Annotated in this window: 19 protein-coding genes; 9 read left to right on the forward strand and 10 right to left on the reverse strand. The window is 62.7% G+C overall.

Translation table 11 applies throughout. The annotated features are described in order from the left end of the window. Positions 1 to 124 precede the first annotated feature (124 nt). Positions 125 to 1831, forward strand: a complete 1707-nt coding sequence (gene dld, locus CXR29_RS01880; RefSeq protein ID WP_127363720.1) for a D-lactate dehydrogenase — start codon at positions 125 to 127, stop codon at positions 1829 to 1831. A gap of 125 nt (positions 1832 to 1956) precedes the next feature. Here the strand turns inward: dld and CXR29_RS01885 are convergent, their stop codons facing one another. The 3 genes from CXR29_RS01885 to CXR29_RS01895 form a co-directional block, all read right to left on the reverse strand. Beyond that, positions 1957 to 2532: a hypothetical protein gene (locus tag CXR29_RS01885; RefSeq protein WP_127363721.1), complete on the reverse strand. Its 576-nt coding sequence runs from the start codon at positions 2530 to 2532 to the stop codon at positions 1957 to 1959. Then, positions 2529 to 2741, reverse strand: coding sequence for a helix-turn-helix transcriptional regulator (locus CXR29_RS01890; RefSeq protein WP_025776737.1), 213 nt, complete (start codon positions 2739 to 2741; stop codon positions 2529 to 2531). Before CXR29_RS01890 ends, CXR29_RS01885 begins: the two co-directional genes overlap by 4 nt. 574 nt (positions 2742 to 3315) lie before the next feature. Then, entirely contained in the window at positions 3316 to 4557 is a 1242-nt protein-coding gene (locus CXR29_RS01895) for an MFS transporter (protein ID WP_127363722.1), read from the reverse strand. A gap of 322 nt (positions 4558 to 4879) precedes the next feature. Between CXR29_RS01895 and CXR29_RS01900 the strand changes: the two genes are divergently transcribed. Continuing rightward, positions 4880 to 5923 carry an LCP family protein gene (locus CXR29_RS01900; RefSeq protein ID WP_127363723.1) on the forward strand — a complete coding sequence of 348 codons (1044 nt, stop codon included), beginning with the start codon at positions 4880 to 4882 and terminating at the stop codon, positions 5921 to 5923. A 175-nt stretch (positions 5924 to 6098) separates the two neighbouring features. On the opposite strand, the gene CXR29_RS01905 is transcribed toward CXR29_RS01900, so the two are convergent. The 4 genes from CXR29_RS01905 to CXR29_RS01920 all read right to left on the reverse strand — a co-directional run bounded on the left by CXR29_RS01905 (position 6099) and on the right by CXR29_RS01920 (position 9739). Beyond that, positions 6099 to 6569 (reverse strand): hypothetical protein, encoded by a 471-nt coding sequence (locus tag CXR29_RS01905; RefSeq protein ID WP_101596648.1) that lies wholly within the window; start codon positions 6567 to 6569, stop codon positions 6099 to 6101. 550 nt (positions 6570 to 7119) lie between these two features. After that, entirely contained in the window at positions 7120 to 8760 is a 1641-nt protein-coding gene (gene pgm, locus CXR29_RS01910) for a phosphoglucomutase (alpha-D-glucose-1,6-bisphosphate-dependent) (protein ID WP_101596647.1), read from the reverse strand. Between the two features lie 119 nt (positions 8761 to 8879). Further along, positions 8880 to 9176 (reverse strand): hypothetical protein, encoded by a 297-nt coding sequence (locus tag CXR29_RS01915; RefSeq protein ID WP_101596645.1) that lies wholly within the window; start codon positions 9174 to 9176, stop codon positions 8880 to 8882. Between the two features lie 233 nt (positions 9177 to 9409). Further along, positions 9410 to 9739: a rhodanese-like domain-containing protein gene (locus tag CXR29_RS01920; RefSeq protein ID WP_101596644.1), complete on the reverse strand. Its 330-nt coding sequence runs from the start codon at positions 9737 to 9739 to the stop codon at positions 9410 to 9412. A 305-nt stretch (positions 9740 to 10044) separates the two neighbouring features. Between CXR29_RS01920 and CXR29_RS17885 the strand changes: the two genes are divergently transcribed. The 6 genes from CXR29_RS17885 to CXR29_RS01950 all read left to right on the forward strand — a co-directional run bounded on the left by CXR29_RS17885 (position 10045) and on the right by CXR29_RS01950 (position 15729). Next, positions 10045 to 11016, forward strand: a complete 972-nt coding sequence (locus tag CXR29_RS17885) for a pyridoxamine 5'-phosphate oxidase family protein (RefSeq protein WP_338142534.1) — start codon at positions 10045 to 10047, stop codon at positions 11014 to 11016. A 280-nt stretch (positions 11017 to 11296) separates the two neighbouring features. Further along, positions 11297 to 12082, forward strand: coding sequence for an acetoin reductase (locus CXR29_RS01930; protein ID WP_101555668.1), 786 nt, complete (start codon positions 11297 to 11299; stop codon positions 12080 to 12082). 210 nt (positions 12083 to 12292) lie between these two features. Next, positions 12293 to 13597, forward strand: a complete 1305-nt coding sequence (locus CXR29_RS01935) for an FAD-dependent oxidoreductase (protein WP_127363724.1) — start codon at positions 12293 to 12295, stop codon at positions 13595 to 13597. Between the two features lie 71 nt (positions 13598 to 13668). Further along, positions 13669 to 14526, forward strand: coding sequence for an ABC transporter permease (locus tag CXR29_RS01940; protein ID WP_101555667.1), 858 nt, complete (start codon positions 13669 to 13671; stop codon positions 14524 to 14526). Then, positions 14519 to 15334, forward strand: coding sequence for an ABC transporter ATP-binding protein (locus CXR29_RS01945; RefSeq protein WP_101555666.1), 816 nt, complete (start codon positions 14519 to 14521; stop codon positions 15332 to 15334). Before CXR29_RS01940 ends, CXR29_RS01945 begins: the two co-directional genes overlap by 8 nt. 50 nt (positions 15335 to 15384) lie before the next feature. Continuing rightward, positions 15385 to 15729 (forward strand): hypothetical protein, encoded by a 345-nt coding sequence (locus tag CXR29_RS01950; protein ID WP_101555665.1) that lies wholly within the window; start codon positions 15385 to 15387, stop codon positions 15727 to 15729. Between the two features lie 81 nt (positions 15730 to 15810). Here the strand turns inward: CXR29_RS01950 and CXR29_RS01955 are convergent, their stop codons facing one another. Further along, complete coding sequence (locus tag CXR29_RS01955) at positions 15811 to 18339, reverse strand: excinuclease ABC subunit UvrA (protein WP_127363725.1); 2529 nt, start codon at positions 18337 to 18339, stop codon at positions 15811 to 15813. Positions 18340 to 18380: 41 nt separating this feature from the next. Beyond that, a complete protein-coding gene (locus tag CXR29_RS01960; protein ID WP_127363726.1) occupies positions 18381 to 21935 on the reverse strand; it encodes an SIR2 family protein in 3555 nt (1184 codons plus the stop codon). Between the two features lie 684 nt (positions 21936 to 22619). On the opposite strand from CXR29_RS01960, the gene CXR29_RS01965 reads away from it, so the two are divergent. After that, positions 22620 to 23891, forward strand: coding sequence for an MFS transporter (locus tag CXR29_RS01965; RefSeq protein WP_127363727.1), 1272 nt, complete (start codon positions 22620 to 22622; stop codon positions 23889 to 23891). Positions 23892 to 23966: 75 nt separating this feature from the next. On the opposite strand, the gene CXR29_RS01970 is transcribed toward CXR29_RS01965, so the two are convergent. Continuing rightward, positions 23967 to 24875 (reverse strand): sulfite exporter TauE/SafE family protein, encoded by a 909-nt coding sequence (locus tag CXR29_RS01970; RefSeq protein ID WP_127363728.1) that lies wholly within the window; start codon positions 24873 to 24875, stop codon positions 23967 to 23969. Between the last annotated feature and the right edge of the window lie 204 nt (positions 24876 to 25079).

Raw genomic sequence — 25079 nt, forward strand, 5'->3', positions numbered from 1 at the left:
GCGGCCCAGCAACCTGGCGCCAGGTTGCTGGGCCGCCGTCAGGTAGTTCTGAGAGGGGATGCGGAGTGCGAACCCAGACAGCTACCATGAGAACAACCGTCGCCTACCGATAGGGATCGACCATATGCCCGGCAAGACAAATCACCAGTCCCCAGCCGTCAACGCGTTCATCGACATCATGGGCCCGCGCCACGTCCTCACCTCCGCGCGAGCGACCGCACCGTACGCCAAGGGCAACCGCTTCGGCGGCGGCAATGTGCTGGCCGTGCTGCGACCGGGCAGCCTTGTCGACATGTGGCGGGCACTGCAGGTCTGCGTCGACAATGACCTCATCGTCATTCCGCAGTCGGCCAACACCGGCCTGACCGGCGGCTCCGGCCCCGGTGCGCAGGACTACGATCGTCCGATCGTCATCATCTCCACCCTGCGGATCAACGAGATCTATCTCATCAACGACGCCCGCGAAGCGATCTGCCTGGCCGGGTCGACCTTGTACGAACTCGACGAGGCGCTCGCCCCGTTCCACCGCGAACCCCACTCGGTCATCGGCTCATCGTCGATCGGCGCCTCCGTCATCGGCGGCATCGCCAACAACTCCGGCGGCTCCCAGATCCGCAAGGGCCCGGCGTTCACGAAGCACGCGATCTTCGCCCGCGTCAACGAGGAGGGGCGACTCGAGCTCGTCAACCACCTCGGCGTGGAGCTCGGCGACGACCCCGCCCACATCCTCGACAAACTCCAGCGCGGAGACTGGGACCCTGCGGGGGTCACGCCCGCCCCGGAGGACACGACGGAGACCGAGTACGGCGAGCAGGTCCGCAGGATCGTCGACTCCCCGGCCCGGTTCAACGCGAACTCCGACTACCTGTACGAGGCCTCCGGTTCGGCCGGCAAGCTCATGGTCTTCGCCGTGCGCACCCGCACCTTCCCGAAGGAAGAGGGAGCGACGACGTTCTACATCGGTACGAATTCCCCCGCCGAGCTCGAAGACCTGCGACGGGCGATCCTCACTTCGGACATGCCGCTGCCGATCTCGGGCGAATACATGGGTCGCCCCTCATTCGACCTCGCCGAGAAGTACGGCAAGGACACATTCGTCTCGATCAAGCACGCCGGCAGCCGCGAGCAGATCAAGCTGTTCGCGCTGAAGAACTGGGCCAACGGCGTGTTCGCGAAGCTGCCGTTCTTCGGCGAGACCGTCGCCGACACGATCGCGCAGAACGCGTTCGGCCTGCTCCCGCAGCAGCTGCCCACGCGGATGCTCGAGTACCGCGACCGCTTCGAGCATCATCTTCTCCTCGTCGTCAGTGCCGAGGAGAAGAACCGGATGGGTGCGTTCCTCGACGACTTCTTCGCCGAGGCGGCCCACCACGGTGACTATTTCGTGTGCAGCGCCGATGAAGCTCAGTCCGCGATGCTGCATCGTTTCGGTGCCGCGAGTGCTGCGACCCGGTACTTCAACCTCAACCGTGAGGACTCCTCGGACATGATCACCTTCGACGTGGCGCTGCGCCGCGACGATGAGGACTGGCTCGAGGTGCTGCCCGACGAGATCGCCGACCAGCTGCACATCAGCTCCTACTACGGGCACTTCTTCTGCCACGTCCTCCACCAGGACCACGTGGCGAAGAAGGGCGTTGACCCGGTGGCGCTGAAGAAGCAGATGACCGAGCTGCTCGAGGCCCGGGGTGCGGCCGTTCCCGCCGAACACAATTACGGCAGGCTCTACCCCGTGCCGCCGAAGATGGAAGCGCACTTCAAAGAACTCGACCCGCACAACGTCTTCAACGCCGGTGTCGGCGAGACGTCTGCGAAGAAGGACTGGGCTTAGATATCTCGGATCCCATCATCTTGGTGGACACTCAGCACTGGGACTGCAATAGCCCCGGTCATGTGGTCGATTTTTCAGACCAAGGATCATTCCGGGGCTTTCGCTCTCCAGTTTAGTGCAATGACTCAGTCCTCGTCCTCAATGTAGGCCGCGGCGGCCGCCTCGGCGCGGGCCTGCTTGATTTTGCGCACTCGGGAGATCGTCATGAGGGTCAGCGCGATGATGAAGCCGAACGCTGCGCCGATCGCGATGGAATAGGTGCTGGGGGGAGCACTTGGCATCGTTTGATTGCCCATTCCGACATCGATGAGCGGATAGCCCTCACTCATGTGGAAGACGATCGCACCGACCCACACGATCGCGAACACCGCTCCGACGATGTTGCCGACGATCAGCCGCCTCGGCGAAACACGGGCCATAGCCATGGAGAAGTCCACATTCTCGCGCTTGCAATACCCCGAGATGACACCGCTGGTCACGATGGATCCGAGGACGATCAACACACTCCACATTCCCGCGCCGAGTACGGCGAAGACGAGCGCAAGCGCGAAGAACACGTAGGTGGAGACCACGGCACCCAATGTGTACGCCCGCAGGATGATGTCCCGTTCGCGTTCATCGCCCATCGAGGGGTCGTCGAAACCGGCGATTCGATCGGCAAAGGCGTTGGGTCGATTCTTTCTGTCACTGACGTTGTTCATGGGGATTCCTCCTGGAGCGAGAAGATCTCTTCGACTGTCGTGTTCAAGGCCCGGGCGATGCGCAGCGCCAGATACACGCTGGGGGCGTAGTCGCCGCGCTCGGTCGCGATGATCGTCTGCCGCGACACCCCGGTGAGCTGGGCTAACTGTGCCTGCGTCAGCCCCGCAGCCTTGCGAACCTGCTTGAGGTCCGAGGTCTGAACTTCCATGCCGTTCCTTGATGTCAACTTCTCTTTACATCTAAAAGTAAAACATGCTTGACATGTTTATGTCAATGATCTTTGACATCGCCGAGGTGGCTCGCAGTTTCGTTCGCAGGCGGGACCGATCGCGGGGTGGCGGAGCAGTGCAGTGAGCGAGCTTCGAGGCGGGATGGGTGCCGAGCTTTCTCGCCCCTCGACGCAAACATCAAAACACACTGTTGCAACGGGATGTTTTCGCGCCAAAGGTGAGGGATGTGCAAGTAACCGTGCGGTATAGGAATAGCGGGAGGGCGTAGCGCTAATGGTGAGGGACGCTGAGGGACGCTGAGGCAGCGGGTGATCTCGACGCTGCCCGGAGCTGGTCTCGGTGCGGCCCGAATTCTGAGGGAGGTTTCTGTAGAAATCCTCGTCGGAAATCTACGTTTATCTACCGGGGAATTCTGCGCGGTAGGGTGCGTGCCGGCGACCAAACCCACACCACCCGTCGCCCTCACTGCAACCGCCGCGTCGGCCCGCCGCAACAACCACGCCGCCCTCGCCGCAACAACCGCGTCGCCCCACCGCGACAACCGCCGCCGTCTTACGCCTCCACAACCTTCTCGCGCCGGCGGTCCTTCTCCAGCCGCGCCTCGTGGCTCGACCGCGACGGGTTCAAAAGCTTCAGCAGCGACAGCGCGATGATCGCCCCCAGCACAGCGCAGCCGGCGGGCAGGAGCATCGCGGTCTTCGCGTCGAAGGCGTCGATGATGTTGCCGGCGACCGCGGATCCGAAGGCGACGCCGAAGCCCAGCGAGGTGCCCAGCCACGCGAACGCCTCGGTGAGCCTGCGCGGGGGAGCGAGCTGCTCGATGACGGAGTTCGCGCCGATGAGGCTCGGTGCGATCGCCGATCCGACGAGGATGAGGATGATGCCGTAGGTGACCATCGAATTCGCCAACAGCATCAGGCAGGCACCCACGGCCAGGCCGGCCACCGCGATGCCGTAGCGGTGGTGGACGGCGGCCCGCCAGTTCCTCGCCCCATACAGCGCCCCGGAGATCAGGGATCCCAGTGCCAGGCATGACAACAGGACACCGGCCGAGGACTTCACACCGAGCTCGTCGGCGAAGGCGACGGCGATGACATCGATGGCGCCGAAGTTCACGCCGAGGAAGATGTTGACGACGATGATCGCGAAGATGCCCGGGTTCGAGAACACGTGGCCCTTCGCGTCGGTGGTCCGCTCCACCGGCGGGGGTTCGGTCGACTTCTGGATGTAGAGCAGCAGTGATCCGACGCCGACGGTGATCATCGAGAGGATGATTCCGGCCGGCGGCCATACGGCGGTCGCGAGCACCGTGGCCAGCACCGGCCCGGAGACGAACATCAGCTCATCGGCGACCGATTCCCACGAAAACGCGGTCTGCAGCTTCTTCGGGGTGTCGACGATATGCGACCAGCGCGAACGCACCAGCGAACCGACGGAGCCGACGGTGGCGCCGCCGATGCCGGCGAAGACGAAGACGAATCCCGTCCACCATTCCTCGTACACGGAGACGATGAGCAGGGCCAACGCGATGAGGTGGGTGATGACGATGGGCACCATGACCTTCGCCTGGCCGAGGCGGTCGACGAGGCGAGCGATCCCGGGGCCGGCAAGTGCCTGGACGATCATGTACACGGCGGAGACGATGCCCGCCATGCCGTATGACCCGGTCACGCCCTGGATGAAGAGGACGATGCCCAGCCCCAGCACCGCGATGGGCATCCGGGCGACGAGACCGGCCAAGGAGAACTTGAGAGCACCGGGAAGCGACAGAATCTCCCGATAGTTATTGAACACCAGGAAAGTCTATCCAGCCCTGACCCGGCCGACCATGTCGAGCCTGCGGAATTGCTGGTGAGTCGCCTCACCTCGGCGCCGGGATCATCCGTCGGTCACGAACGGATATCGGTCCCGGTCGTCCCGGTCGGAACCGAATATCACAACGTCTGACAAGGCAGAACACCTCGCCGAGGCGGCCCTGCCCTGCCGTTCGCCCGCGCGCTTACGCGCGGGGTGCGCCGCGCGGCTGAGAATTGGGTCACCTCGGTCGCTATACAATGGGCGGGATTGCCCAGTGACCCCGGCGCCCGGCGCCGACAGCTCAAACCCCGGAGTGCCGATGACGGATAACACCACTTTCGACGATCTCTTCGACCACCAGAATGAGGAACAGCAGCGCCCACGCAAGAAGAAGCGCGTGTGGCGCAAGGTCCTCGTCGCCCTGCTGATCATCGTCATCCTCGGCGTGCTCGGCATCGGACTCTACGTCTGGAGCGTCGGCCGGTCGTTCGACGAGAACGCGAACCAGCTCAGCGATGAGCAGGTCTTCGGCAAGGACAGCGCCGGCGGCAAGGAAGGCGACGGCACGAACATCCTGCTGTTGGGCTCGGATGAGCCGATGGGCAATGTCGACGTCAACGATTCTCGCGGGTTGCGCTCGGACACGATCATGGTCATGCATCTGCCCGAGTCCGGCGGCAACGTCCAGATCATGTCGATCCCGCGGGACACCTACGTCGACATCGAGGGCCACGGCAAGGCGAAGATCAACGCGGCCCTGTCCTACGGCGGTCTGCCGCTGGCCGTGTCGACGGTCTCGGACTTCATCGGCAGCGACCTCGATCACGTGGCGATCATCGATTTCGAGGGGTTCAAGGCTCTGACCGACAGCCTCGGCGGGGTGACCGTGAATTCCGAGCAGGCGTTCGAGAAGAACGGCTACACGTTCACCAAGGGCGAGAACGTCCTCAACGGCGATGAGGCGCTGACCTTCGTGCGCGAGCGCAAGCAGTTCCAGGACGGCGACTTCCAGCGTGCGCGCAATCAGCAGGCGTTCATCCGCGGGCTGACGAACGAGATGATCTCGGCCGATACTCTGTCGAACCCGAAGAAGATCCAGGATATGGTCAAGAACTTCGCGCCGTACATGTACGTCGACTCGGGCCTGGATGCGAAGTACATCTCCTCGACCGCGTTCAACATGCGCGACGTCCGCCCCGGCGACATCGAGTTCTTCACCGCTCCCGTCGCCGGCGTCGGCACCTCATCCGACGGTCAGTCGATCGTCAACGTCGATGAGGATGAGCTGAAGAAGGTCCAGGACGCGTTCAAGAACGACACCGTGGCCGACTACGTGCAGAACGCCCCGGAAGCCCACCTCTAGAACCTCGCCGAGGCGGCCCATCCCCGGCCATCCCTCGCCGAGGTGGCCCACCGCAGCCGCAGACGCCGACGCCCAGCGTCGCTGGGTCACGCACCGAGCCCCGCACCAGGAAATTCCTGGTGCGGGGCTCGATGCATCTGCGGTTCCATGTATCTGCGGCTCGAGGGCCGGAGCTTCAGCCTTCGAAGTTGACCTTGTGCACCGCGTTGGGAGTGCCCCACTCGTCGTCAGGATCGACGACGGCTTCGGTGGGCATCCCAAGCCACATCTTCTCGCCGGTGACGGTGTTCTCGTAGTCGACGTAGGTAGTGCCGGCGGCCCCCTCTGCGCCGACGCGGGTCCAGTGGGTGGCTTCGTCGTCGCTGTGGGCCTTGAGCTTCGCGGCGACCTGGGATGAAGCGAAGGCCTCCACTCGGTCAGTATCGCCTTGTCCCCAGGCTCGGACGAGCTCGTCGGCGTAGGTGACCGGATCGGTCGGATAGTACACGGACTGCGTGCCGACATCGGAGTCAGTGGACTGGCTGGACGAGTCGGCCAGAGACGCGTCGGCGGCCATGGCCGGTCCTGTGGCGAGCCCGAGGCCGACGAGTCCGGCGACGGTGGCGATTCCGATGGCTGCTGTGCGGTTGCGAATGGTGGACGTCATTGTGTCGATCCCTTCTGCTGTTCTGCCGCCTCTGCGAGGTCATTTCGGGGCGGTATGTCATCTGACGCAGAACAGTATTGCGACCGAATATGAGGCCGCGGCAACAGAGACTGAAAGCCGACTTGGAGCCGATTACGGCCGGAACACAGGAACGTTGCAGCTGTGCGGCGGTCGTTGTTACATGAGGAGTGCTCGACCGGTGAAGACAAGAAGTCTTGCAGATTAACCTTGTGGTCAGCGCTCTGTGCGGACGCTGCGGCCGGCGCAGCTCGCAGGCCCGGCGCGGTGGTGGCCGGCGCGGCCATCCGGCTGGTGGCGCGCGTTTGTGCAACAGTTCTGCTTGAGCAGCGATACGCGATCGTGACCCGCGCACTTGCCCGCACACGGAATCCCGCGCGCACGAATCTGCTCTCCCGCATCCGCGTGTTCGAAGTGTGGGCGCAGCGAATCAGATCCCTACGCCCACACTTCGAGCCCGCGGAAGCAGGTGTTGAGAGGCGACGCTGCGGGACTCGCCGCCTGAGCGGACTTCCGCAGCAACGCGCGGTCCTTACTCCAGCACCCCGTCGACGAGAGTTCGGGCGTCGTGCTGGACCTGGCGCAGGTGGTCCTCGTCGCGCAGGGACTCGGCGTAGATCTTGTAGACGTCTTCGGTGCCCGACGGCCGGACGGCGAACCATGCGTTGTCCGTGGTGACCTTGAGTCCGCCGATCGGGGCGTTGTTGCCCGGCGCCGAGGTGAGCACCGCCTTCACGGGTTCACCGCCGACGGTCTTCGTGCCCACCTGAGAGGCATCGAGTGACCCCAGTCGTTCCTTCTGTGTGCGTGTCGCCGGGGCATCCTGGCGGGCGTAGGAGCTGGTGCCGTGATTCGCGGCCAGTCCCGCATAACGCTGCGAGGGAGTCTGTCCGGTCTTCGCAGTCATCTCGGCCGCAAGGAGGGCGAGGATGATGCCGTCCTTGTCCGTCGACCACACCTTGCCGTCCCGACGCAGGAACGATGCGCCGGCCGATTCTTCACCTCCGAAGGCCAGGGTCGAGTCGAGCAGGCCGGGGACGAACCATTTGAAGCCGACGGGGACTTCGAAGAGGGTGCGGTTGTGGGCCGCGACGATGCGGTCGACGATCGACGAGGTGACCAGGGTCTTGCCGATCCCGGTGCCGGTCGGCCAGTTGGTGCGGGAGTCGAGCAGATAGTCGATGGCCGCGGCCAGATAGTGGTTGGGGTTCATCAGGCCCGCATCGGGGGTGACGATGCCATGGCGGTCGGCGTCGGCGTCGTTGCCTGTGGCGATGTCGAAGTCATTGCGTGAGGCGATGAGGCCGGCCATCGCATAGGGGGAGGAGCAGTCCATGCGGATGTTCTCGTCCCAGTCCAGGGTCATGAATGACCAGGTGGGGTCGACGTCCGGGTGGACGACGTCGAGGTTGAGGTCGTAGTCCTCGGCAATCGCCGCCCAATAGTCGACGCTGGCTCCGCCGAGCGGGTCGGCGCCGATCTTCAGCCCGGAGGAGCGGATGACATCGAGGTCGATGATCGACTCGAGGTCGTCGACGTAATTCGAGACGTAGTCGAAGTTCTCGGTGTTCTCCAGGTGGAATGCCCGCTGGAAAGGGGTACGCGGGATCTTCTCCCACCCCTCGGCCAGATACCGGTTCGCGCGTTCGGCGATCCAGATCGTCGTCTCGGTGCCGGCGGGTCCGCCGTGCGGTGGGTTGTACTTGATGCCGCCATCGGCGGGCGGATTGTGGCTGGGAGTGACGATGATGCCGTCGGCCTGCGCCTCATCGCGTGACTTCCCGGCGTTGAAGCCGAGGATCGCGTGGGAGACGGCAGGGGTCGGGGTGAAGCCGTCACGTTCGTCGATGAGCGCAGGAACCTCGGCGGCGGCGAGCACCTCGAGGACGGTGAGGAATGCGGGCTCACTCAGTGCGTGAGTGTCGCGGCCGAGGAAGATCGGTCCGCGAATTCCTTTGTCTCGGCGGAAGTCGACGATGGCCGCGGTGATGGCCGCGATGTGCGCCTCGTTGAAGGAACGGTTGAAGCTCGAACCGCGGTGGCCTGAGGTCCCGAAGCTCACTGCTTGCGAAGGCACCGAAGGGTCGGGAACCAAGTCGTGATAGGAATCGAGAAGGGCAGGGACGTCGACGAGATCCTTGTCCTGGGCCAACTGGCCGGCGCGTGTTGTCATTCTTCTACCTTGCCAAATCCGGGCCACCCGTCACAGTTGTGTCCACGGAGTTCTTGCATCGTGGACTCTGCAGGCACGACGGATCGGATTTCCATGACCGAGCCCGCGCTGCCGCAGACTCAGTCCGGCGGCTCCACCGAGTCGTCGTCCTCTTCCTTCGTGTCTCCACCGCTGATATCCCGGTCCTTGTCGGGGGAGGAGGCCCCTTCGGCTTTGGCCTGGGCTTCCTCAGGGTCCCGATCGATCGGGACATCGTGCTCGGCGGCGATGCGCTCGAGCCTGTCTTCAGGAGTCTGGGAACTGCCTTCGGCATCCGTATCGGGGCCGACTCCGACGGTCGAGCTCTCGATCTCCTGCTCGTCTTCGGTCTGCTCTTCTGCTGCGTTCTCCGGCAGGTTCTTCGTCTCGTCACTCATGACTTCTGCTCCCTTCGGAGTTGAACACGCTCACGCCGTTCGACGGAGGATTGAGGATCACAAGAGGTGCGGGAGTGATCCGTGGTCTCGACGGTAGACCTATCGTGGAAACGGAGCAAGGGGACTCGGTCTTGCGGCTCCTCCGGTCGACCTCGCGACGATGGGAGCGACTCTCGCGGATGGTGGGATCAATCCGCTGACTGCTGGCTGGCCGACTGCAGGTGGCTTTCTGCTCACTTCACCCAGGGCTCTTCGCCGGTCTCGGAGACGATCGGCTTGCCGTTGTCGAGGTTCCATGACCCCATGCCGCCGTCGACATTGAAGGCATCGAAGCCATTCTGGTTGAGCCAGGCGACCGCGCGGTTCGAGCGTCCGCCCGTGCGGCAGACGACGTACATGTCGTCGTCGAGAGGAAGGTCGTCGAGGCGGCCCGGCAGTTCACCCAGCGGCACGTGGATCGCGCCTTCGATGTGCCCAGCTTCCCACTCGTCGTCCTCGCGGACGTCGATGATGGCGGCCCCTTCGGGGATGTCGTTGACAGTGACGGTCGTTTCTTCATCCATGACTTCAGTGTAGGCACGCAGACCCAGTGCTCGCACCTGCCCGAGAGGTCCGCAGCCGCACGCGACGCCGCACCTGCCCGAGGCCTCCGAAGCCGCGCCGCCTCGCGACCACGCTCGCGCCTGTGCCCGACCCCATGCACACTGGCCGAACGGTTCCGGACCCCATGTCTCGGACCCGATTCCAAGGGGGCTGTTGCCGATCGGAGAGCCGTGTAAGAATGACCGTGCAGTCGCTGTCGCGCTCGCCGAATCCGGTCCGCGAGGGCCTCTGCAGCGCCAGGAACCGTCTGCGAAGGGAAACGGTCATGAACAACAGAGACAAGAGTGACGAGTCGCCGGCCGAGGAGAAGGCCCGTGACGTCGCAGCAAAACTGGACGAGACCGCAGAACCGCTGGCCGGGACTTCGGACATGGAATCTCACGCCGAAGTCGGATACACCGAGCAGAACGTTGAGGAACGCGCCCAAAAGGCCGCGGACGAAGAAGGTGTGACACTGCATCGCAATCCCGACGGCTCGCACACGGCGATCGACGAATCGAAGGCCGCCGAGGTGACTCCGAGCTCAGGAACCGAGAACTCCGGAGCCACTGACGCTTCCCTCGCCCCGGGCATGGGCGCCTCGGTCGGCACCACGTCCGAGCCGGGCGATATCTACAGTGCGCCAGGGATGGGCAACGCGGTCGGCAGCACGACGGAAGGCGGCGTCGCGAGCACGGAAACAGCAGTCTCCGCCACTGACGACACGGAAGCCGGCCAAGTCTCGGACGCCGGCGACGGGCAGAAGCCCGCAGGCGAGGCGGCGACGGATGAGCTCGATCAGGCCGATGTCGTCAAGATCCTGCGCGGGGGTGATTCCGTCATGCTCTCGACCACGCTCGCCGACGGCAAGATCCTCGCCCACCCGATGGCACCTCAGGAGGTCACCGACGACGCCGACGTCTGGTTCTTCCTCGCCCTCGACGGCGACCAGGCGAAGGCGCTGAGAGCGAACCCCGAAGTCAATATCAACCTCGCCGAGGCGGGCAACTGGCTGTCGGTGGCCGGACGCGTCGAGTTCGTCGACGACGAGGCCAAGGTCGATGATCTGTGGTCGGATTCTGCCAAGGCGTGGTTCGATGACCGCCGGGACCCGAATCTCGGGCTCGTCAAGGTCATCACGCACTCCGCCCAGCACTGGGGTCTGCCCGGCGGAAAGGCATCGGGCCTGTTCCGCATGGTCAAGTCGAAGATCGCCGGCGACCGTCCCGCCGGCGGCACTAAGACCACGGAACTCTGAGCCTGAGGCCGCCCAGGACGACGAGGCGCCCGGGGAGATCCCGTTTCTCCCCGGGCGCCATGTCGTCGGCCCGGGCGTCCCATCCGCCTGCATCTTCGCCTGAAACCACGGCTCGGCCACGCCCGGGCTCGGCCTCGTCGTCCGCCTGTTTGCAGCGATGCACCTCTGCTGTGCAGACCCGCTCCTGTGCTGTCTCGCATCTCACTTGCCGACACGGGTTCAACCGCGTGAAACGGCGTTACTATTGAGCTGTCAACGATTAGGGAGGAAGTGACAGACCATGGCTGACAACAAAGCAGCCCTCGTCACAGGAGCCGGCCAGGGAATCGGTCGTGCCATTGCGCTCAAACTGGCAGCAGATGGATTCGACGTCGCAGTTGCCGACCTCGGGTTCCAAGAGGAGAAGGCTCGCGCGGTGGTCAAGGAGATCGAGGATCTCGGTCGCAGAGCAATCTGGGTCGCGGCCGATGTCTCCAAGCGCGATGAAGTGTTCGCCGCAGTCGACGCCACGGCCGAACAGCTCGGCAGCTTCGACGTCATCGCCAACAACGCCGGCATCGTGCAGGTTGAGCCGGTCGACAAGATCACGACAGAGAACCTCGAGAAGATCTTCAGCATCAACGTCTACTCCGTGATCTACGGCATCCAGGCCGCCTCGGCGAAGTTCGAGGAGCTGGGCAAGGACAAGGGCAAGATCATCTCCGCTGGTTCGATCGCCGGCATCAAGGGCTTCCCGATTCTCGGCGCCTACTCGGCGACAAAGTTCGCCGTGCGCGGCATCACCCAGGTGGCCGCCCAGGAACTGGCTCCACGCAACATCACCGTCAACTCCTGGGCACCCGGCATCGTCGGCACCGGCATGTGGGACACCATCGACGAGGAGATGGGCAAGCTCAACGGCAAAGCCAAGGGCGAGAACCTCAAGGACAATGTCGAAGGCATAGCCCTGGGGCGTATCGAGACCCCGGAAGACGTTGCCGGAGTCGTGTCCTTCTTCGCCTCCGACAACGCCGACTACGTCACCGGTCAGACCCTGCTGGTCGACGGCGGCATGCTCTACAACTGACCGCTCGCGCGGGCCAACTGGTTGCGCTCGCCACACGGTGACCGTGCCGACCATCGGCAATGGGAGCGACGCGGTGAGGTGCCCGGGGAGATCACAATTCTCCCCGGGCACCACCCAACCGTCCGCGACCGCGCGCCCCGTCACCATCCGCCGATCGCCCAACCATCCCTCGGTCAGCGAATGCCCGACCCGAGCACTAGCATGGGAGACATGAGCAAGCGGATCGTCATCATCGGTGCGGGTCTGGCCGGCACCACAGCGGCCAGGGAGCTGAACGAGCGCGGTCAGGCGGTCACCGTCATCGACCCGCAGGCAGGGGACACCTGCGAACGGCCGCCGCTGTCGAAGCACCTCTTCGACAATTCCCGCCACCACCTGCCCTACCACCTCGAGTCGACCGAGCACATCACCTTCGTCCGCGACTGGGCGGAGGAGATCACCCTCGCCGAGGCGGCCGCCGAGTCCCGCTACACCGCAGAGACCCAGCTCCACCCCCAACGGCTGACCGACGACCACGCGACCGTGGGCACCGTCCACCTGGCCTCGGGGGAGTCGATCGACTTCACCCACTGCATCCTCGCCACGGGAATGGAAGCCAACCGGCCGCGGATCCCGGAATACCCGGATGCGCTGCCGGTCTACGACTTCGGCGACGCCGAATGGATCCTCGCTCGGGTCGAAGAGGCCACACAGCCGCTCAACGTCGGAGTCCTCGGCTCCGGCTATCTCGGAATGGAGGTCGCCACCTCGGCGGTCGCGGCCGGGCACCGGGCCACGGTCTATCTGCGCGGAGGCGAACCGCTGCGCAAACAGCTGTCCGCGCCGGTCAGGCAGGCGCTGTTCGAAGCGCACAAGGCCGCAGGCGTCGAATTCGTCACCCACACGTCGAGCCCGGACGACATCGACGCAAATATTCACGATCTGTTCATCACCAGTGTCGGAGCCCGGCCCCGCCTCATTCCCATCGACGGCGATCGCCCCGCCGAGGCATGGGAGGTGAATGAGAGCTTGGCAACATCCCATCCCGGCATCTTCGCCGCCGGAGACTGCGCGATCGTCACCGCCGGACCCTACGCTCTCGACCATCCGTGGGCCTGCGAACCGGTGGCCGAAAGCCATGGGAAGTTCCTCGCCGAATACCTCACCACCATCGCCGACGAGCCCTCAGGCACCAGCGAGGACGCTCCCGCCGACAACCCGGCAGACACGGCGGCGAAGATCTGGTCGGAGGTGCCCTGGCACTGGAGTTTCCAGGGCCCTCATAAGGTGTTCACGGCGGGCCTGACCAGCCCCGATGCCACCGACACGATCATCAGACACGACCCGAGCGGAGCCAAATTCCAGGTCTTCCACTTCGACGGCACCGCACCGGAGTCGAAGCTCATCGGCGTCGAGACATTCAACTGGCCGCCCATGCAGGCCGCCGCCCGGCGAGTACTCGGCGGTAACCACATCCCCACTCGGGCCCAGCTGGAGGACCCGGAATTCGACTTCAAGGCTCACAGCCGACTGTGAGTCTGCGCTAGTCTCATCCCGTAGACTCTTTCTGTTCTATCCCCAGTCGCCGACGAGAGAATTTTCTGTTCATGGATATGGCCAGGCTTGCTGCCGAGCACGGGCTCGAGAGAGTGGGTGGGCGGCCGTCTCTGCCCCAGTACGTCAAACAGCTTCTCAGCCGAAGCGACTTCACGTACACGCTTGCGAAGTATCGGATGCAGTCCGAGAACGAGCGCAACCGCCTCGGCATGGCCTGGGTGTTGCTGCGTCCGTCGTTCTCGGCGCTGATCTACGGCACGGTCTTCGGCTTCATCATGCGGGGCGCCACCGCCCGGCCCGACGATTTCGCCCCCTTCGTCATCATCGGCGTCTTCGTCCTCGAGTTCTTCAACAGCTCGATGAATGGCGGTGCGAAGTCGATCATCTCGAACGCGTCGCTCGTGCAATCTCTGCCGTTCCCGCGCATAGTTCTGCCGATTGCCAAGGTGTTCCAGAACCTGCTCGACTTCATTCCCACGCTCATCTTCATGGCGCTCATCGTCATCATCTTCGGTGCCAGGCCTGATTGGGACTGGTTCCTCTTCATCCCGCTGGTGTTCCTGTTCTGGGTCTTCAACCAGGGTGTGGCGTTCATCTTCGCCCGCGCAACGGTCCACTTCCGGGACCTGTCGCAGGTCACCCCGTTCATCTCCCGCATGATCTTCTACACCTCAGGTGTCTTCTTCGACCTCAAGGTCATGGTCGAGAAGATCAACCCGGCCCTGCAGCCCTTCGCCGATTGGCAGCCGATCAACAACGTGCTCTCGATCGCCCGCGGCATCCTCATGAAGGACGGCGTCGTCCCCTACGACTACTTCTGGCACCTGGCCATCTGGGCCTTCGGCATTTTCATCTTCGGCTTCATCTTCTTCTGGCAGGCCGAGGAAAGGTACGGTCGCGATGAGTGAGAACACCGAGCACGATTCCGGAAACGTCGCCGAGGCCACTCAGTCCAACGACCCCGTCGTCATCTGCGACAACGTTCACGTCCGCTACAAGACCTTGGCCACCGGCAAGAAGCTCAAGCTCGGCGGCGGCGGAGGCATGCTCAAACGTCAGCGCGGCCTCCGGGAGGTCCACGCGCTGAAGGGCGTGAGCTTCGTGGCCCACCGCAACGAGTCCATCGGCATCATCGGCAGCAACGGTTCCGGTAAGTCGACGCTCATGCGCTCGATCACCGGGCTGACCCCGACCTCCGAGGGAGCGATCTTTGCGAAGTCACGGCCGAACCTCCTCGGCGTCGGTGCCGCTCTGATCCCGGACCTCTCCGGTGCCCGCAACATCATTCTCGGGTCCCTGGCCCTGGGGCTCACCCGTCCCGAGATCGACGAGAAGTTCGATGACATCGTCGCGTTCACCGGTCTCGAGGATTTCATCGACCTGCCGATGCGCACGTACTCCTCGGGCATGTCCCAGCGGCTGAAGTTCGCCATTGCGACCTCGGTCCAGCACGAGATCCTCATCGTCGACGAGGCCCTCAACGTCGGCGACAAGAAGTTCCGGGACCGTTCCGAAGGCCGCATCCGCTCCATCCGCGAGAACGCCGGCACCGTCTTCCTCGTTTCGCATTCGATGCGCTCGATCAAGGACACCTGCAATCGTGCCCTGTGGATCGAGAAGGGCGAACTGCGTGCCGACGGCCCGGCCCTCGAGGTCATCAGGGAATATCAGGCCTTCAACAAGGTGGCGAAGGAAGCGGAGCAGGAGCCGAGCTGAGGCACCGCACCCCCTAGCCGCGCCCCGTCTCGCTCGGTACATTCGGGGACATGGACAACAGTTCACGCGAACCGATCGAGTCGCGGCGCATCAGTGATCAGCCTTCGCTGCGCAGTTCGTCGGGCACCATCTGGATCGTGGCCGGTGGGATCTTCCTCGTCGTCATCGTCGGCGTGCTCGCAGTGATCATCTTCTCCGGCGGTCCGGCGGTACCCACAGCGATCACCACGCTCGTCATCGCCGTGGTGTTCTACCTCGTCCTGCTCATCGCCCGGTTCACCGTTCGGCCGGGCAGAGCGCGTCTGTGGGTCATGGCCGCAGCGATGATCGGCATGGCGGTTGCCTCGCTCGTCGGGCTCGTCCTGTGCGTGGGCGCTGCCGCCGGCGGAGCCTGACCGGGATTCTCCCCGCGACGTGGACGCGGGGCCGAACCCGACGTCGGAGGGTTCCCTCAGCGGTGGCCTGGTGGCGATGCTCTATTCGGCGGAGTCAGGTTGCAGGTGGGCTCTGAGGTACTCACCGGTCACGCTGTGTGCGGCGTCCGCGACCTGCCCCGGGGTTCCGGTCGCCACGATCCGACCGCCGTCGTGACCGCCGCCGGGGCCGAGGTCGATGATCCAGTCGGCGTTGGCGATCATGTCGAGGTCGTGTTCGATGACGAGGACCGTTCCACCCTGATCGAGCAGCTGCTGGAAGACGCGCACGAGCACACGCACATCCTCGGGGTGCAGCCCGACGGTCGGTTCGTCGAAGACGAAGAGCGTGTGCTGCTGCGACTTCCCGAGTTCGGTGGCGAGCTTGAGCCGCTGCGCCTCACCGCCGGACAGTGCCGGGGTCGCCTCGTGGAGGGTGAGGTACCCGAGCCCCACATCCTGCAGGGCCCGCAGCCGGGCATGGACCTTGCGTATGTCGCCGAGGTGGGGCAGCGCCTCGGCGACGGTCATCGCCAACAGATCCGGCAGTGACAGCGGCCGGCCGTCGGCATCCGAGGCACGACAGTGCTCATCCGCATCGGGACTGAACCGTCGCCCTTCGCAGTCGGGGCAGGGGATGTCGACATCGGGGAGGAACTGGACGTCGAGCGTGATCTCGCCGGTTCCCTCGCATTTCGGGCAGCGCAGCGTACCCGTGTTGTAGGAGAAGTCTCCGGCTTTGAGTCCCGCATTCTTCGCCGAATCGAGTCGCGCGTACGTACGCCGGAGGTCGTCGAGGACGCCAGAATAGGTCGCCACGGTCGATCGGACATTGATGCCGATCGGGGTGGCGTCGACGACGTTGACACGGTCGATCCCCTCGGCGTCGATCTCACGCACATGATCGGGTCGCGAACGGTCGTCCGCGGCCTTGAGCGCGGGAACGAGGCTGTCGAGGACAAGGGTGGTCTTGCCTGATCCGGACACACCAGTGACGACGGTCAGCCGCTGCCTGGGGATCTCCGCGTCGAGGGTATGGACCGTGTGGATCGGTGCGGTACGCAGCCGGATCCGACCGTGTTCGAAGGTCGCCGAGGCGGCCGTGGGAGTGCGCACGAGGGTTTCGGCGCGTCCGGTGAGGTAGGGGCCGATGCGAGATTCGCGGTGGCTGTCGAGGCCGGCGACGGTGCCGGTGGCCACGACCGTGCCGCCGTCGCGGCCGGACCCGGGGCCGATCTCGATGAGATGGTCGGCTTCGCGGAGGACCAGCGGGTCGTGGTCGACCATGACGACGGAGTTGCCCTCGTCAAGGAGGTCGGTGATGACGCCCTGGAGGCCGGTGATGTTGGAGGGGTGGAGGCCGATCGAGGGTTCGTCGAGGACGTAGAGGACCCCGGTGGTCTCGTTGCGCACTGCGCGAGCGAGTTGCACGCGTTGGCGTTCACCGGTCGACAGGGACGAACCGGCCCGGTCCAGTGCGAGGTACCCAAGGCCGAGATCGAGCAGCCGACGGGCCATGCCGAGCAGAGTGTCCACCAATGATCTGGCCATGGATTGCATCGATGAGGGAAGGCCGGCCGGAACGTCCGCGGCCCAGTCGACGAGTTCGTCGAGGGTCTTGGCGGTCGCCTCGGCGAGGCCGATGTCACCGATGCGCGGTGCACGGGCGGCAGGGGAGAGGCGGGTGCCCTCGCAGTCGGGGCAGACCTGCTCGGAGAGGAACCGGCTGACCCTGGCGAAGCGCTTCTCGTTGTCCGCACGTTTGAGTTCTTCGGTCACCGTCAGGCGGGCGTTGCGGAAGGTGAAGTCGAGATCGTGGAGCCCCTTCTTCGAGGTGACCGTGATGTGCTTCTTCTCTTCGGGGCCGGCGAAGACGATCTCGCGTTCCCAGTCTTCGAGGTCGCGCCAGGGCACATCGGTGCGGACGCCGAATTCGCGGGCGATCTGCGGTTGGACGTTGAAGCCGAACATCTGCCAGGGGATGACTGTGCCGTTGTCGATCGACAGGTCGGGGTCGCGGATGAGGGAGGTATCGTCGACTTCTCTGATGGTGCCGATGCCCTCGCAGCGGGGGCATGCTCCACCGGAATTGAAGGCGAGCTCCTCGGCGCCGGGAGCGTGGACGGTCTCACCGCATTCGGGGCAGTCGAACGGCTCCTCGGCAGCGACATCGAGAGTCGGTTTCTGCCGGTGCCCGTTCGGGCAGAGGTGGGAGGCCAGCCGAGAGAACATCAGGCGGACGACGTTGAGCAGCTCGGTCGAGGTGCCGAACGTCGAGCGGACCCCGGGGACTCCGGGCCGTTGTCGCAGGGCGAGGGCGGCGGGGATGTGGCGGACGGTTTCGACATCGGCACGGGCGGCTTGACCCATGCGTCGACGGGTGTACGTCGACAGAGCTTCGATATAGCGCCGCGAACCTTCGGCGTAGAGAACTCCCATGGCCAGGGAGGACTTGCCCGAACCGGAGACGCCGGCGATGGCGACGAGGGTATTCAGAGGGACGTCGACGTCGATGTTCTGCAGGTTGTGCACGCGGGCGCCGCGCACCTCGACCGCTGTGGCAGGGGCAGTGTTCCGGGCTTCGGTCAACATATCGTGATCGTAACAACTGGCACTGACGTGACTTCAAAGGATTATAACCACTTGGCTGCTGAGTGAATACCAATTTCTATCGCTTGTTCGGCAAGATCTCTGAGTGTTTCATCTTGCACGCCGTTCTGCCGAAGCGAATCGACCAACCGCTCTAGTTCGCGTGCAATAGCCCAGTCGGATTGTGTCATCTCCTGGAGCCGCCGAATAACTAACCTTGCGATCCAATCGGGATTCGCCTGAATAGTTTCAGGTGGTAAATCTACAAACGTGGAGCTATTCCCAAGTGGGCCTGGTGAAATATTGCTGATTTCAAGAGCCTCGATACTACGTGAAGTGGGCATCCTTAGAGCCAAATCGCCCCAACAAGTGCGCTCCTGAATGGGTATCAAGGAAGAGGGCCGGCTGAGTCGTGTTCTTGCTAATTCGGACACCCAGCGATCCCAGGCTATCGTAGCTTCAGTCTCGTCGATTTGCTGGAATAGATCCGCCAGCGAGCTAATGATCGCGCATCTTTGGTCTAGCGATGAAATCTGGTTGAAAAAATCTGCGGAATCGACAATCTCAGAAGTGGAGCGAAGGCAGACTAGAGATACTAGACGCCAATACTGTGTCGCTTCATACGAGTCTGAGCCCAATTTTGCTATTTGCCCGCGGGCCGAAGACAGTAATAGCCAAAATCCCGACTCAAGCATGGCATCGTCGACTCGTGGATGGTTAAGGTAACTCTTCCAGGCTTGAGCAGCGGGTTCACCGAGGGCTTCGTCAAATAGAGGGAAAACTGCATTCGTGGCGAACTCAGAGTCAGCGCCAAAAATGAAGTAGGCCTGGGAAGAAATGATCGCTTTACTGGCGTGTGTTGCTCTGCTGTTTGGTTTCAGGAGATTTGTGATTGCGATCCGAATGGTGGCGGGGATCCCCTGCCAGTTGGCTCCTTCAGCTTTCCACCTAACGCGTATTCGTTCTAGCCAGTACTGAGCTAGTACGCCGGGCCACCTGTTCAGCCCAAGCATCAGCCAGTCATTGGATTCGTATCCCTCTTCGTCATAAATATGATTTTCAACCAGCTGTTCTGCTAGAGCATCGACTTGCTGAATTATGCAGTTAGGGAGCTGTGCTCGTTTCTCAGATGTAACTGATAGACAGAAGTCACTGATTACGCGTGCAAGTTGTTGATTGGCCGCTAAGCTCGAGAGGTGACTTAGGACTCTAAGGAGGTCTTCATCATCCAGCTCTGCGTCGCTGAGTCCAGCAATAAGCGCGCTGTTGAAGTCTTCAGTCCTGGACGCTGGTTCGAAGACCGCAGTTTCCTTAAGTAGTCCTAGTCCGACATCGGGGCGATTCTTAACGGCATCGCGGATGGTGATGCAGGCGCCACGCCAAGTTGGTCCAGCAAAACCATGTACATCATATTCATGTTCGCTGATGGTTGAGATTGCGTGGTGGGATCCGTATTGAGCATAAGTGTCAATGAGCTCCTGGGCAGTGAAAGGTGCGTTATCTTCTACCCAGCCAGACTCTGTCCAGCTGTTGAAATCGGGATGAAGGCGGGCTTTGAATGTTGGCCGACGTTTTCGAATGTCATGAATAGATTCGTCAGCTTCGCTCCATCCATTCACGTGCTGGGATAGCCAATCAACGATGTCGAAGATCCGTCGGTCGTGAAGTTCGCCTTGTTCATCGTTGTCACCACCGGATTGCGGGGGTCCTTCGAGGACTTGGCTCAGGAGTCGGCTGCGATCATTCTCATCTAAATTGGGAGCAATCGCCGCAAGCAGTCGGAAAGTCTCATGTTTGCAAAGTAGATCGTAGAGGTGGGGGCCCTCGAGGAAAAGATCGAGCTTTTCGTGTGCACCGAGTGCTGAAATTTCAGTGATGAGATGTAGTCCAATACGGCGGAATAGAATGAAATCACTGTGCAGCCAACGGAGCATGACTGTACGGTCTCGGTTTACTAGCTCAGTACTCGCGTCGCGGAGAATGTCGATCAGTTTGTTCTCGAAATAGTTGGCACCATTTTGATCTTGCGCATGCGGTTCAATGGCCGAGCGCCTGTACGACCAGTTGGCCCCGGGCATGTTTATTCCGCAAGCCGCAAGCAGTTCGTGAGCACCGGTCATACATTGTTCAACGATGTGAAGCATGGAGGTCGCGCTAATTGACGGATTTTTCCGCGCGTGTTCCAGGAGTTCGTCGAGATCTTGATCCGAGCCTGCCCAATTGATGCCGATGTTTACTCTTTCGCCTGCTTCTTTCTCATCGAGGTACCAGGGTTGATCGACGCTTAATTGTAGGCGGGGTTGTAGAGCTTGTCTCAGTAGCGGTAGTACCGAAGCGTTGGACAAAGAGGAGTTCGCCGCAATTGCCCATGCTGGGCCAAAGGTTCTGTACTGCGTCTGCAACGCATGAGTCACAATCACCGACCACTTGGACGAAAGGTCGACAGAGGTGTCCCGCAAATTGAAGGCCGCGTATGCCACCTCTTCGAGTAGTTGAGCACTGACCACGGGGCCATGCCTAGTCAGAGTGGCTAAAGCTAGATCGGAGAGCCTGGTATCTGCCACGTAGTTGTCTGCAAACCAGCGCGCGAGAATCTGGCTTGTGTCGGTGCGCTGCACTTCCGGAGTGAATAGCGACAAGAATGCAGGCTGTTGCTCGATCCACGGAAGCCATTCGTGTCCACGCGCAATCTCACTGAATGCTCGTACTCCTGTTGGCGTGGAAAGCGCCGACGCAAGATAGTCGTCTTCTACAGGCATTTTTGGCGAACCACCAGCAGCGATTTCCTGGACTCTCGCGCGGTGGTCTAACTGCTTCATTTCCAGACGTTGTGACCAAGCATTAAGTGCTTTTGGTAGTGCCGCGTGATGATGTTTGCTGGGATACTCGACAGGGGTGATGCGAAGGTCTTTCCACTTCTGGTCACGTGGCTCGTGGGTAAGCGCAAACCGCTTTGTGCTGGGCGGAAGTCCGCGGGCAAGGTACTTCATCACTGCGTCTTCGTGACTGTAGCCGATGAATAGGACAGTTCGCGTCAGAAATAGGTCGGTGACGAACCGCCTTGCCCAGCCGTCGAATAGATAAGCTCGACCGAAGTCTTCATCAGTGACGACAAGTTCAGCTTGGTCCCTAGAAACGCGGCCGTGCAAATACACCAAGCCTGTAAAGTCGCGGCCGAGTGGCACCGCCGGGCCCGAATAGGTGTCCCCTAGCTCAAGCGAGAGCTCGTCGGCTGCTGCAACAAGGTGCTCATCGTAGTTGGTACTAACTATTCGAATGCGGCCGCATGCGCTGGCCAATCTAACTATTGCTCGGTGAGAGTCGTTGCGGTGGGAGTCTGTGTCGGCGATTATCTCGCGGAGATGCACTCTGGCAGACGGGTCCGAGTTGCATAAGCGCCCGACGGCTGCATCCGGCTCCAGTCGTTCGTCGACCGTGGCTCCGATTGACTCAGCAACTTGTTCGACTAGTTTGCTGAATGAGGGAAGATTAGAGGGCGCATTCATGGATACGCCTGCTCCTACAAAAAGGACTAAGTCGCCGTCGGCAGCGGCTGAAATCAGCTCTTCGGGAATGTCAACTTCGTCGGTGATCCTCATAGGTGCACCAGTCCTCAGCTTTTCTGGGGTGCAGGTTGTGTGGCTGGAGCGGAGTTCCGGGTTTCAGTCGACATATTGTGATCGTAACAACCGGTACTGACGTGGGTGCGCGCCCACGGCTACAGGTTGACCACCATCAGCCTTTGGCCGTTGATGAGAACCCATCCGGCGGGAGTGAACACATGAATATTGACGGCAGAAGCATGTCGTTTGTCAGCTTGGACGACAGCTCCTTGTCGGCTCCACCGCGGAAACTCACACTCGTCATTTGTCAGTCTGCAAGTATGAAGTGTCACTGTTGCCAGTGTGGCCGTCAATATTGAAGTCAGTCGTAGGTCTCGACGAGGAGACCAGCGGCCGGAAGCAATTAGTGACGCCCTTTGTGTAGGCCTGGTCGTCGCACTGAGCACCTGCAATCTGTTCAGTCTGATTCCTGCAAAGTGTTCAGCTGGGCTTTTCACCAGCGAGTTCGCGCACTTCTGAATGGAGAGAAGGTCTTCCGATTACCGTACTGTCGGCTTAAGGGCAGGGTCGTTCCTTGAGACGTGACGTTGAGTTCGATGCACGTGTACTACGCTCATCTTCGGGCCGAGCCGCGACCAATCGGGTACCGGGAGCTCGGAAGCCGAGCGACGAGGTCCACTCTCCATAGAATGAACACAATACCGACTGCAAAGGCACACGATGACTGAGACACCCGTCGAGTCCCGCGAAGACAAGTCGCGGGCCCGCAAGGCCGTAGTTGCGGCCGGACTGGGCAACGCCCTCGAGTGGTATGACATCATCCTGTTCGGGTTCATGGCCACCTCGATCACCGCGGTCTTCTACCCGGGCGCGGGCCTGTCCGCGCAGTTGATGACCTGGGCAACCTTCGCCATCACCTTCGTCGTTCGTCCCCTCGGCGCCATCCTCATCGGCCGCTACTCGGACAAGCACGGCCGCAAGTCCGCCCTGTCGCTGACGATCGGTCTGATGACCCTCGGCGTGTTCATCATCGTCGTCCTGCCCGGCGAAGCGACCATCGGCATATGGGGCGCGATCGGCCTGATCATCGCTCGCATCATCCAGGGCATCTCCGCCGGCGGCGAATTCGGATCCGCCACAGCCTTCCTCACTGAGAACGCCAAACGCGGCAAGGCCTACTACGCCTCCTTCCAGACCGCGACTCAGGGCATCTCAATGTTCCTGGCCGCCGGTATCTCGTGGATTCTCAGCTCGACCCTGAGCGAAGAGGCCCTGCACTCCTGGGGCTGGCGCGTGGCCTTCGCCCTCGGCCTGCTCATCGGACCCGTCGGCTGGTACATCCGCTCGAGGATGGACGATACGCCCGAGTTCAAGGCCGCAGAGAAGACCGACAACCCGCTGCGTGTCCTCCTCAGTGAGAACTTCGGTCGCCTGTTCTCCGCGTTCCTCATCATCGCGATGGCCACGATCTCGGTCTACCTCATCACCTTCCTGCCGCAGTTCGCCGTCGGCAACCTCGGACTCGAACCGTGGGCGGCGTTCCCCGGTGCCGTCGTCGCAGGCCTCATCACCCTCATCGGCGCCCCGTTCGCCGGCCGCCTGGCCGACCGCGTGGGTCCGACGACCGTGATGATCCCGACGACCATCGTCGGCATCATCGTCGCCTGGCCGATGTTCATCCTCCTGACCGCGAACCCGTCGATCAGCGTCCTCACCCTGTGCGAGGCGATCGTCGGCCTGTTCATGGTCTTCTACTTCGGCCCGATGCCTGCCCTGCTGTCCGAACTGTTCCCAGTCAAGGTGCGCAGCTCCGGCATGACCATCGCCTACAGCTTCGGCGTCGCGATATTCGGCGGCTTCGCCCCGCTCATCCTCACCGCGCTGCTCGGCGCGACCGGTCTGCTGACCGTGCCCGGCTTCTACTACGCTGGCCTGTCGCTGCTGTCCCTCATCGGCGTGATCATGGCCCGGAAGCTCTACAGCCAGCGCTGACTGTACAACAAATCCGAACAGACCCGACCCCGCCATTGTGCGGAGTCGGGTCTGTTCGCGTGTTTCTGCCGAGCTTCACCCGCCGACGGGCACCTCGGCGCCGGCTTCCTCGACCTTCCGCGCCTTTGCAGCAACCCGCTCGATGCGGATGACGTGAGCGAGTAGTGCGAACCACACGAGAGCCAAGCCGGCGAGCGTCAGCCACACAGCAGACGCATCCAAACCAAAGGTGAGCAAGATGGTGCGGATATTCGTGAGGATGATGATTCCGCCCGCGGCGACCGCAAGCACCTTGGCCGGCAGCAGCTTCACCAGCCACGCGGCAAAGGGGGCTGCGATGACGCCGCCGATGAGCAGTGCCGCCACGATCTGCCACTCGATGCCCTGCGATCCCAACGCGATGAGGAACCCGAGCGAACCGCCGACGGCGACGACGAACTCACTCGTATCGATCGACCCGATGACCTTCCGCGGCTCCAAACGGCCTGATGAGAGCAGCGTGGTCGTCCCGACCGGACCCCAGCCGCCACCGCCGATGGCATCGAGCGCTCCACCGACGAAACCGACCGGCACGAGCATCCCCGCACTTGGCCGTGACTTGAACTCCGGGCACTTCCCACCCAAGGCGAGGAACCGCCAGATCACGTACACCCCGAGCGCGAGCAGGATCCCCGAGACCCACGGGGTCGTAGCCTCCCCGTTGAGACTGGCGAGGAACGTCGACCCGAGGACCGCGCCGATGAAGCCGGGCCCGGCGAGAATGCCCACCGTCCGCCAGTCGACGTTGCCGAACCGGTGATGGGAGATCCCCGACACCAGACTTGTGCCCAGTTCGGAGAAATGCACCGCCGCCGAGGCAGCCGCCGGTGCCGTCCCCGCCGCGAGCAGCAACGTGGTTGAGGTGACCCCATAGGCCATGCCCAGGGAGCCGTCGATGAGCTGCGCAATGAGGCCGACGATCCCGAGGATGATGAGCTGACGCATGTGCTTGCCTTTCGTGGATGACGCGAAGGAGGTGGAGGCGCAGACGGTGAGGACGACGTCGACTCAGCGGACGTGTCGGACGCGCAGAAGTGCGTTGACATCACACACTAGCGAAACTGTTGAGCAGATTGGGAAATCCACGGCAATCCTACGAACTCGGTCGCCGTGTGTCGAAAGATGACGCCAGATGGCGAAATTTCGCCG

The organism is Brevibacterium linens, from assembly GCF_003999335.1.
GTDB lineage: Bacteria > Actinomycetota > Actinomycetes > Actinomycetales > Brevibacteriaceae > Brevibacterium > Brevibacterium linens.

Bases quoted from the DNA above. Each gene is read 5' to 3' on its own strand.
- CXR29_RS01885 (WP_127363721.1), bottom strand. From the start codon at position 2,532: ATGAACAACGTCAGTGACAGAAAGAATCGACCCAACGCCTTTGCCGAT.
- CXR29_RS01900 (WP_127363723.1), top strand. From the start codon at position 4,880: ATGACGGATAACACCACTTTCGACGATCTCTTCGACCACCAGAATGAG.
- CXR29_RS01965 (WP_127363727.1), top strand. From the start codon at position 22,620: ATGACTGAGACACCCGTCGAGTCCCGCGAAGACAAGTCGCGGGCCCGC.
- CXR29_RS01930 (WP_101555668.1), top strand. From the start codon at position 11,297: ATGGCTGACAACAAAGCAGCCCTCGTCACAGGAGCCGGCCAGGGAATC.
- CXR29_RS01905 (WP_101596648.1), bottom strand. From the start codon at position 6,569: ATGACGTCCACCATTCGCAACCGCACAGCAGCCATCGGAATCGCCACC.
- CXR29_RS01945 (WP_101555666.1), top strand. From the start codon at position 14,519: ATGAGTGAGAACACCGAGCACGATTCCGGAAACGTCGCCGAGGCCACT.
- CXR29_RS01940 (WP_101555667.1), top strand. From the start codon at position 13,669: ATGGATATGGCCAGGCTTGCTGCCGAGCACGGGCTCGAGAGAGTGGGT.
- CXR29_RS01970 (WP_127363728.1), bottom strand. From the start codon at position 24,875: ATGCGTCAGCTCATCATCCTCGGGATCGTCGGCCTCATTGCGCAGCTC.
- CXR29_RS01890 (WP_025776737.1), bottom strand. From the start codon at position 2,741: ATGGAAGTTCAGACCTCGGACCTCAAGCAGGTTCGCAAGGCTGCGGGG.
- CXR29_RS01935 (WP_127363724.1), top strand. From the start codon at position 12,293: ATGAGCAAGCGGATCGTCATCATCGGTGCGGGTCTGGCCGGCACCACA.
- CXR29_RS01960 (WP_127363726.1), bottom strand. From the start codon at position 21,935: ATGAGGATCACCGACGAAGTTGACATTCCCGAAGAGCTGATTTCAGCC.
- dld (WP_127363720.1), top strand. From the start codon at position 125: ATGCCCGGCAAGACAAATCACCAGTCCCCAGCCGTCAACGCGTTCATC.
- CXR29_RS01950 (WP_101555665.1), top strand. From the start codon at position 15,385: ATGGACAACAGTTCACGCGAACCGATCGAGTCGCGGCGCATCAGTGAT.
- CXR29_RS01915 (WP_101596645.1), bottom strand. From the start codon at position 9,176: ATGAGTGACGAGACGAAGAACCTGCCGGAGAACGCAGCAGAAGAGCAG.
- pgm (WP_101596647.1), bottom strand. From the start codon at position 8,760: ATGACAACACGCGCCGGCCAGTTGGCCCAGGACAAGGATCTCGTCGAC.
- CXR29_RS17885 (WP_338142534.1), top strand. From the start codon at position 10,045: ATGAACAACAGAGACAAGAGTGACGAGTCGCCGGCCGAGGAGAAGGCC.
- CXR29_RS01920 (WP_101596644.1), bottom strand. From the start codon at position 9,739: ATGGATGAAGAAACGACCGTCACTGTCAACGACATCCCCGAAGGGGCC.
- CXR29_RS01955 (WP_127363725.1), bottom strand. From the start codon at position 18,339: ATGTTGACCGAAGCCCGGAACACTGCCCCTGCCACAGCGGTCGAGGTG.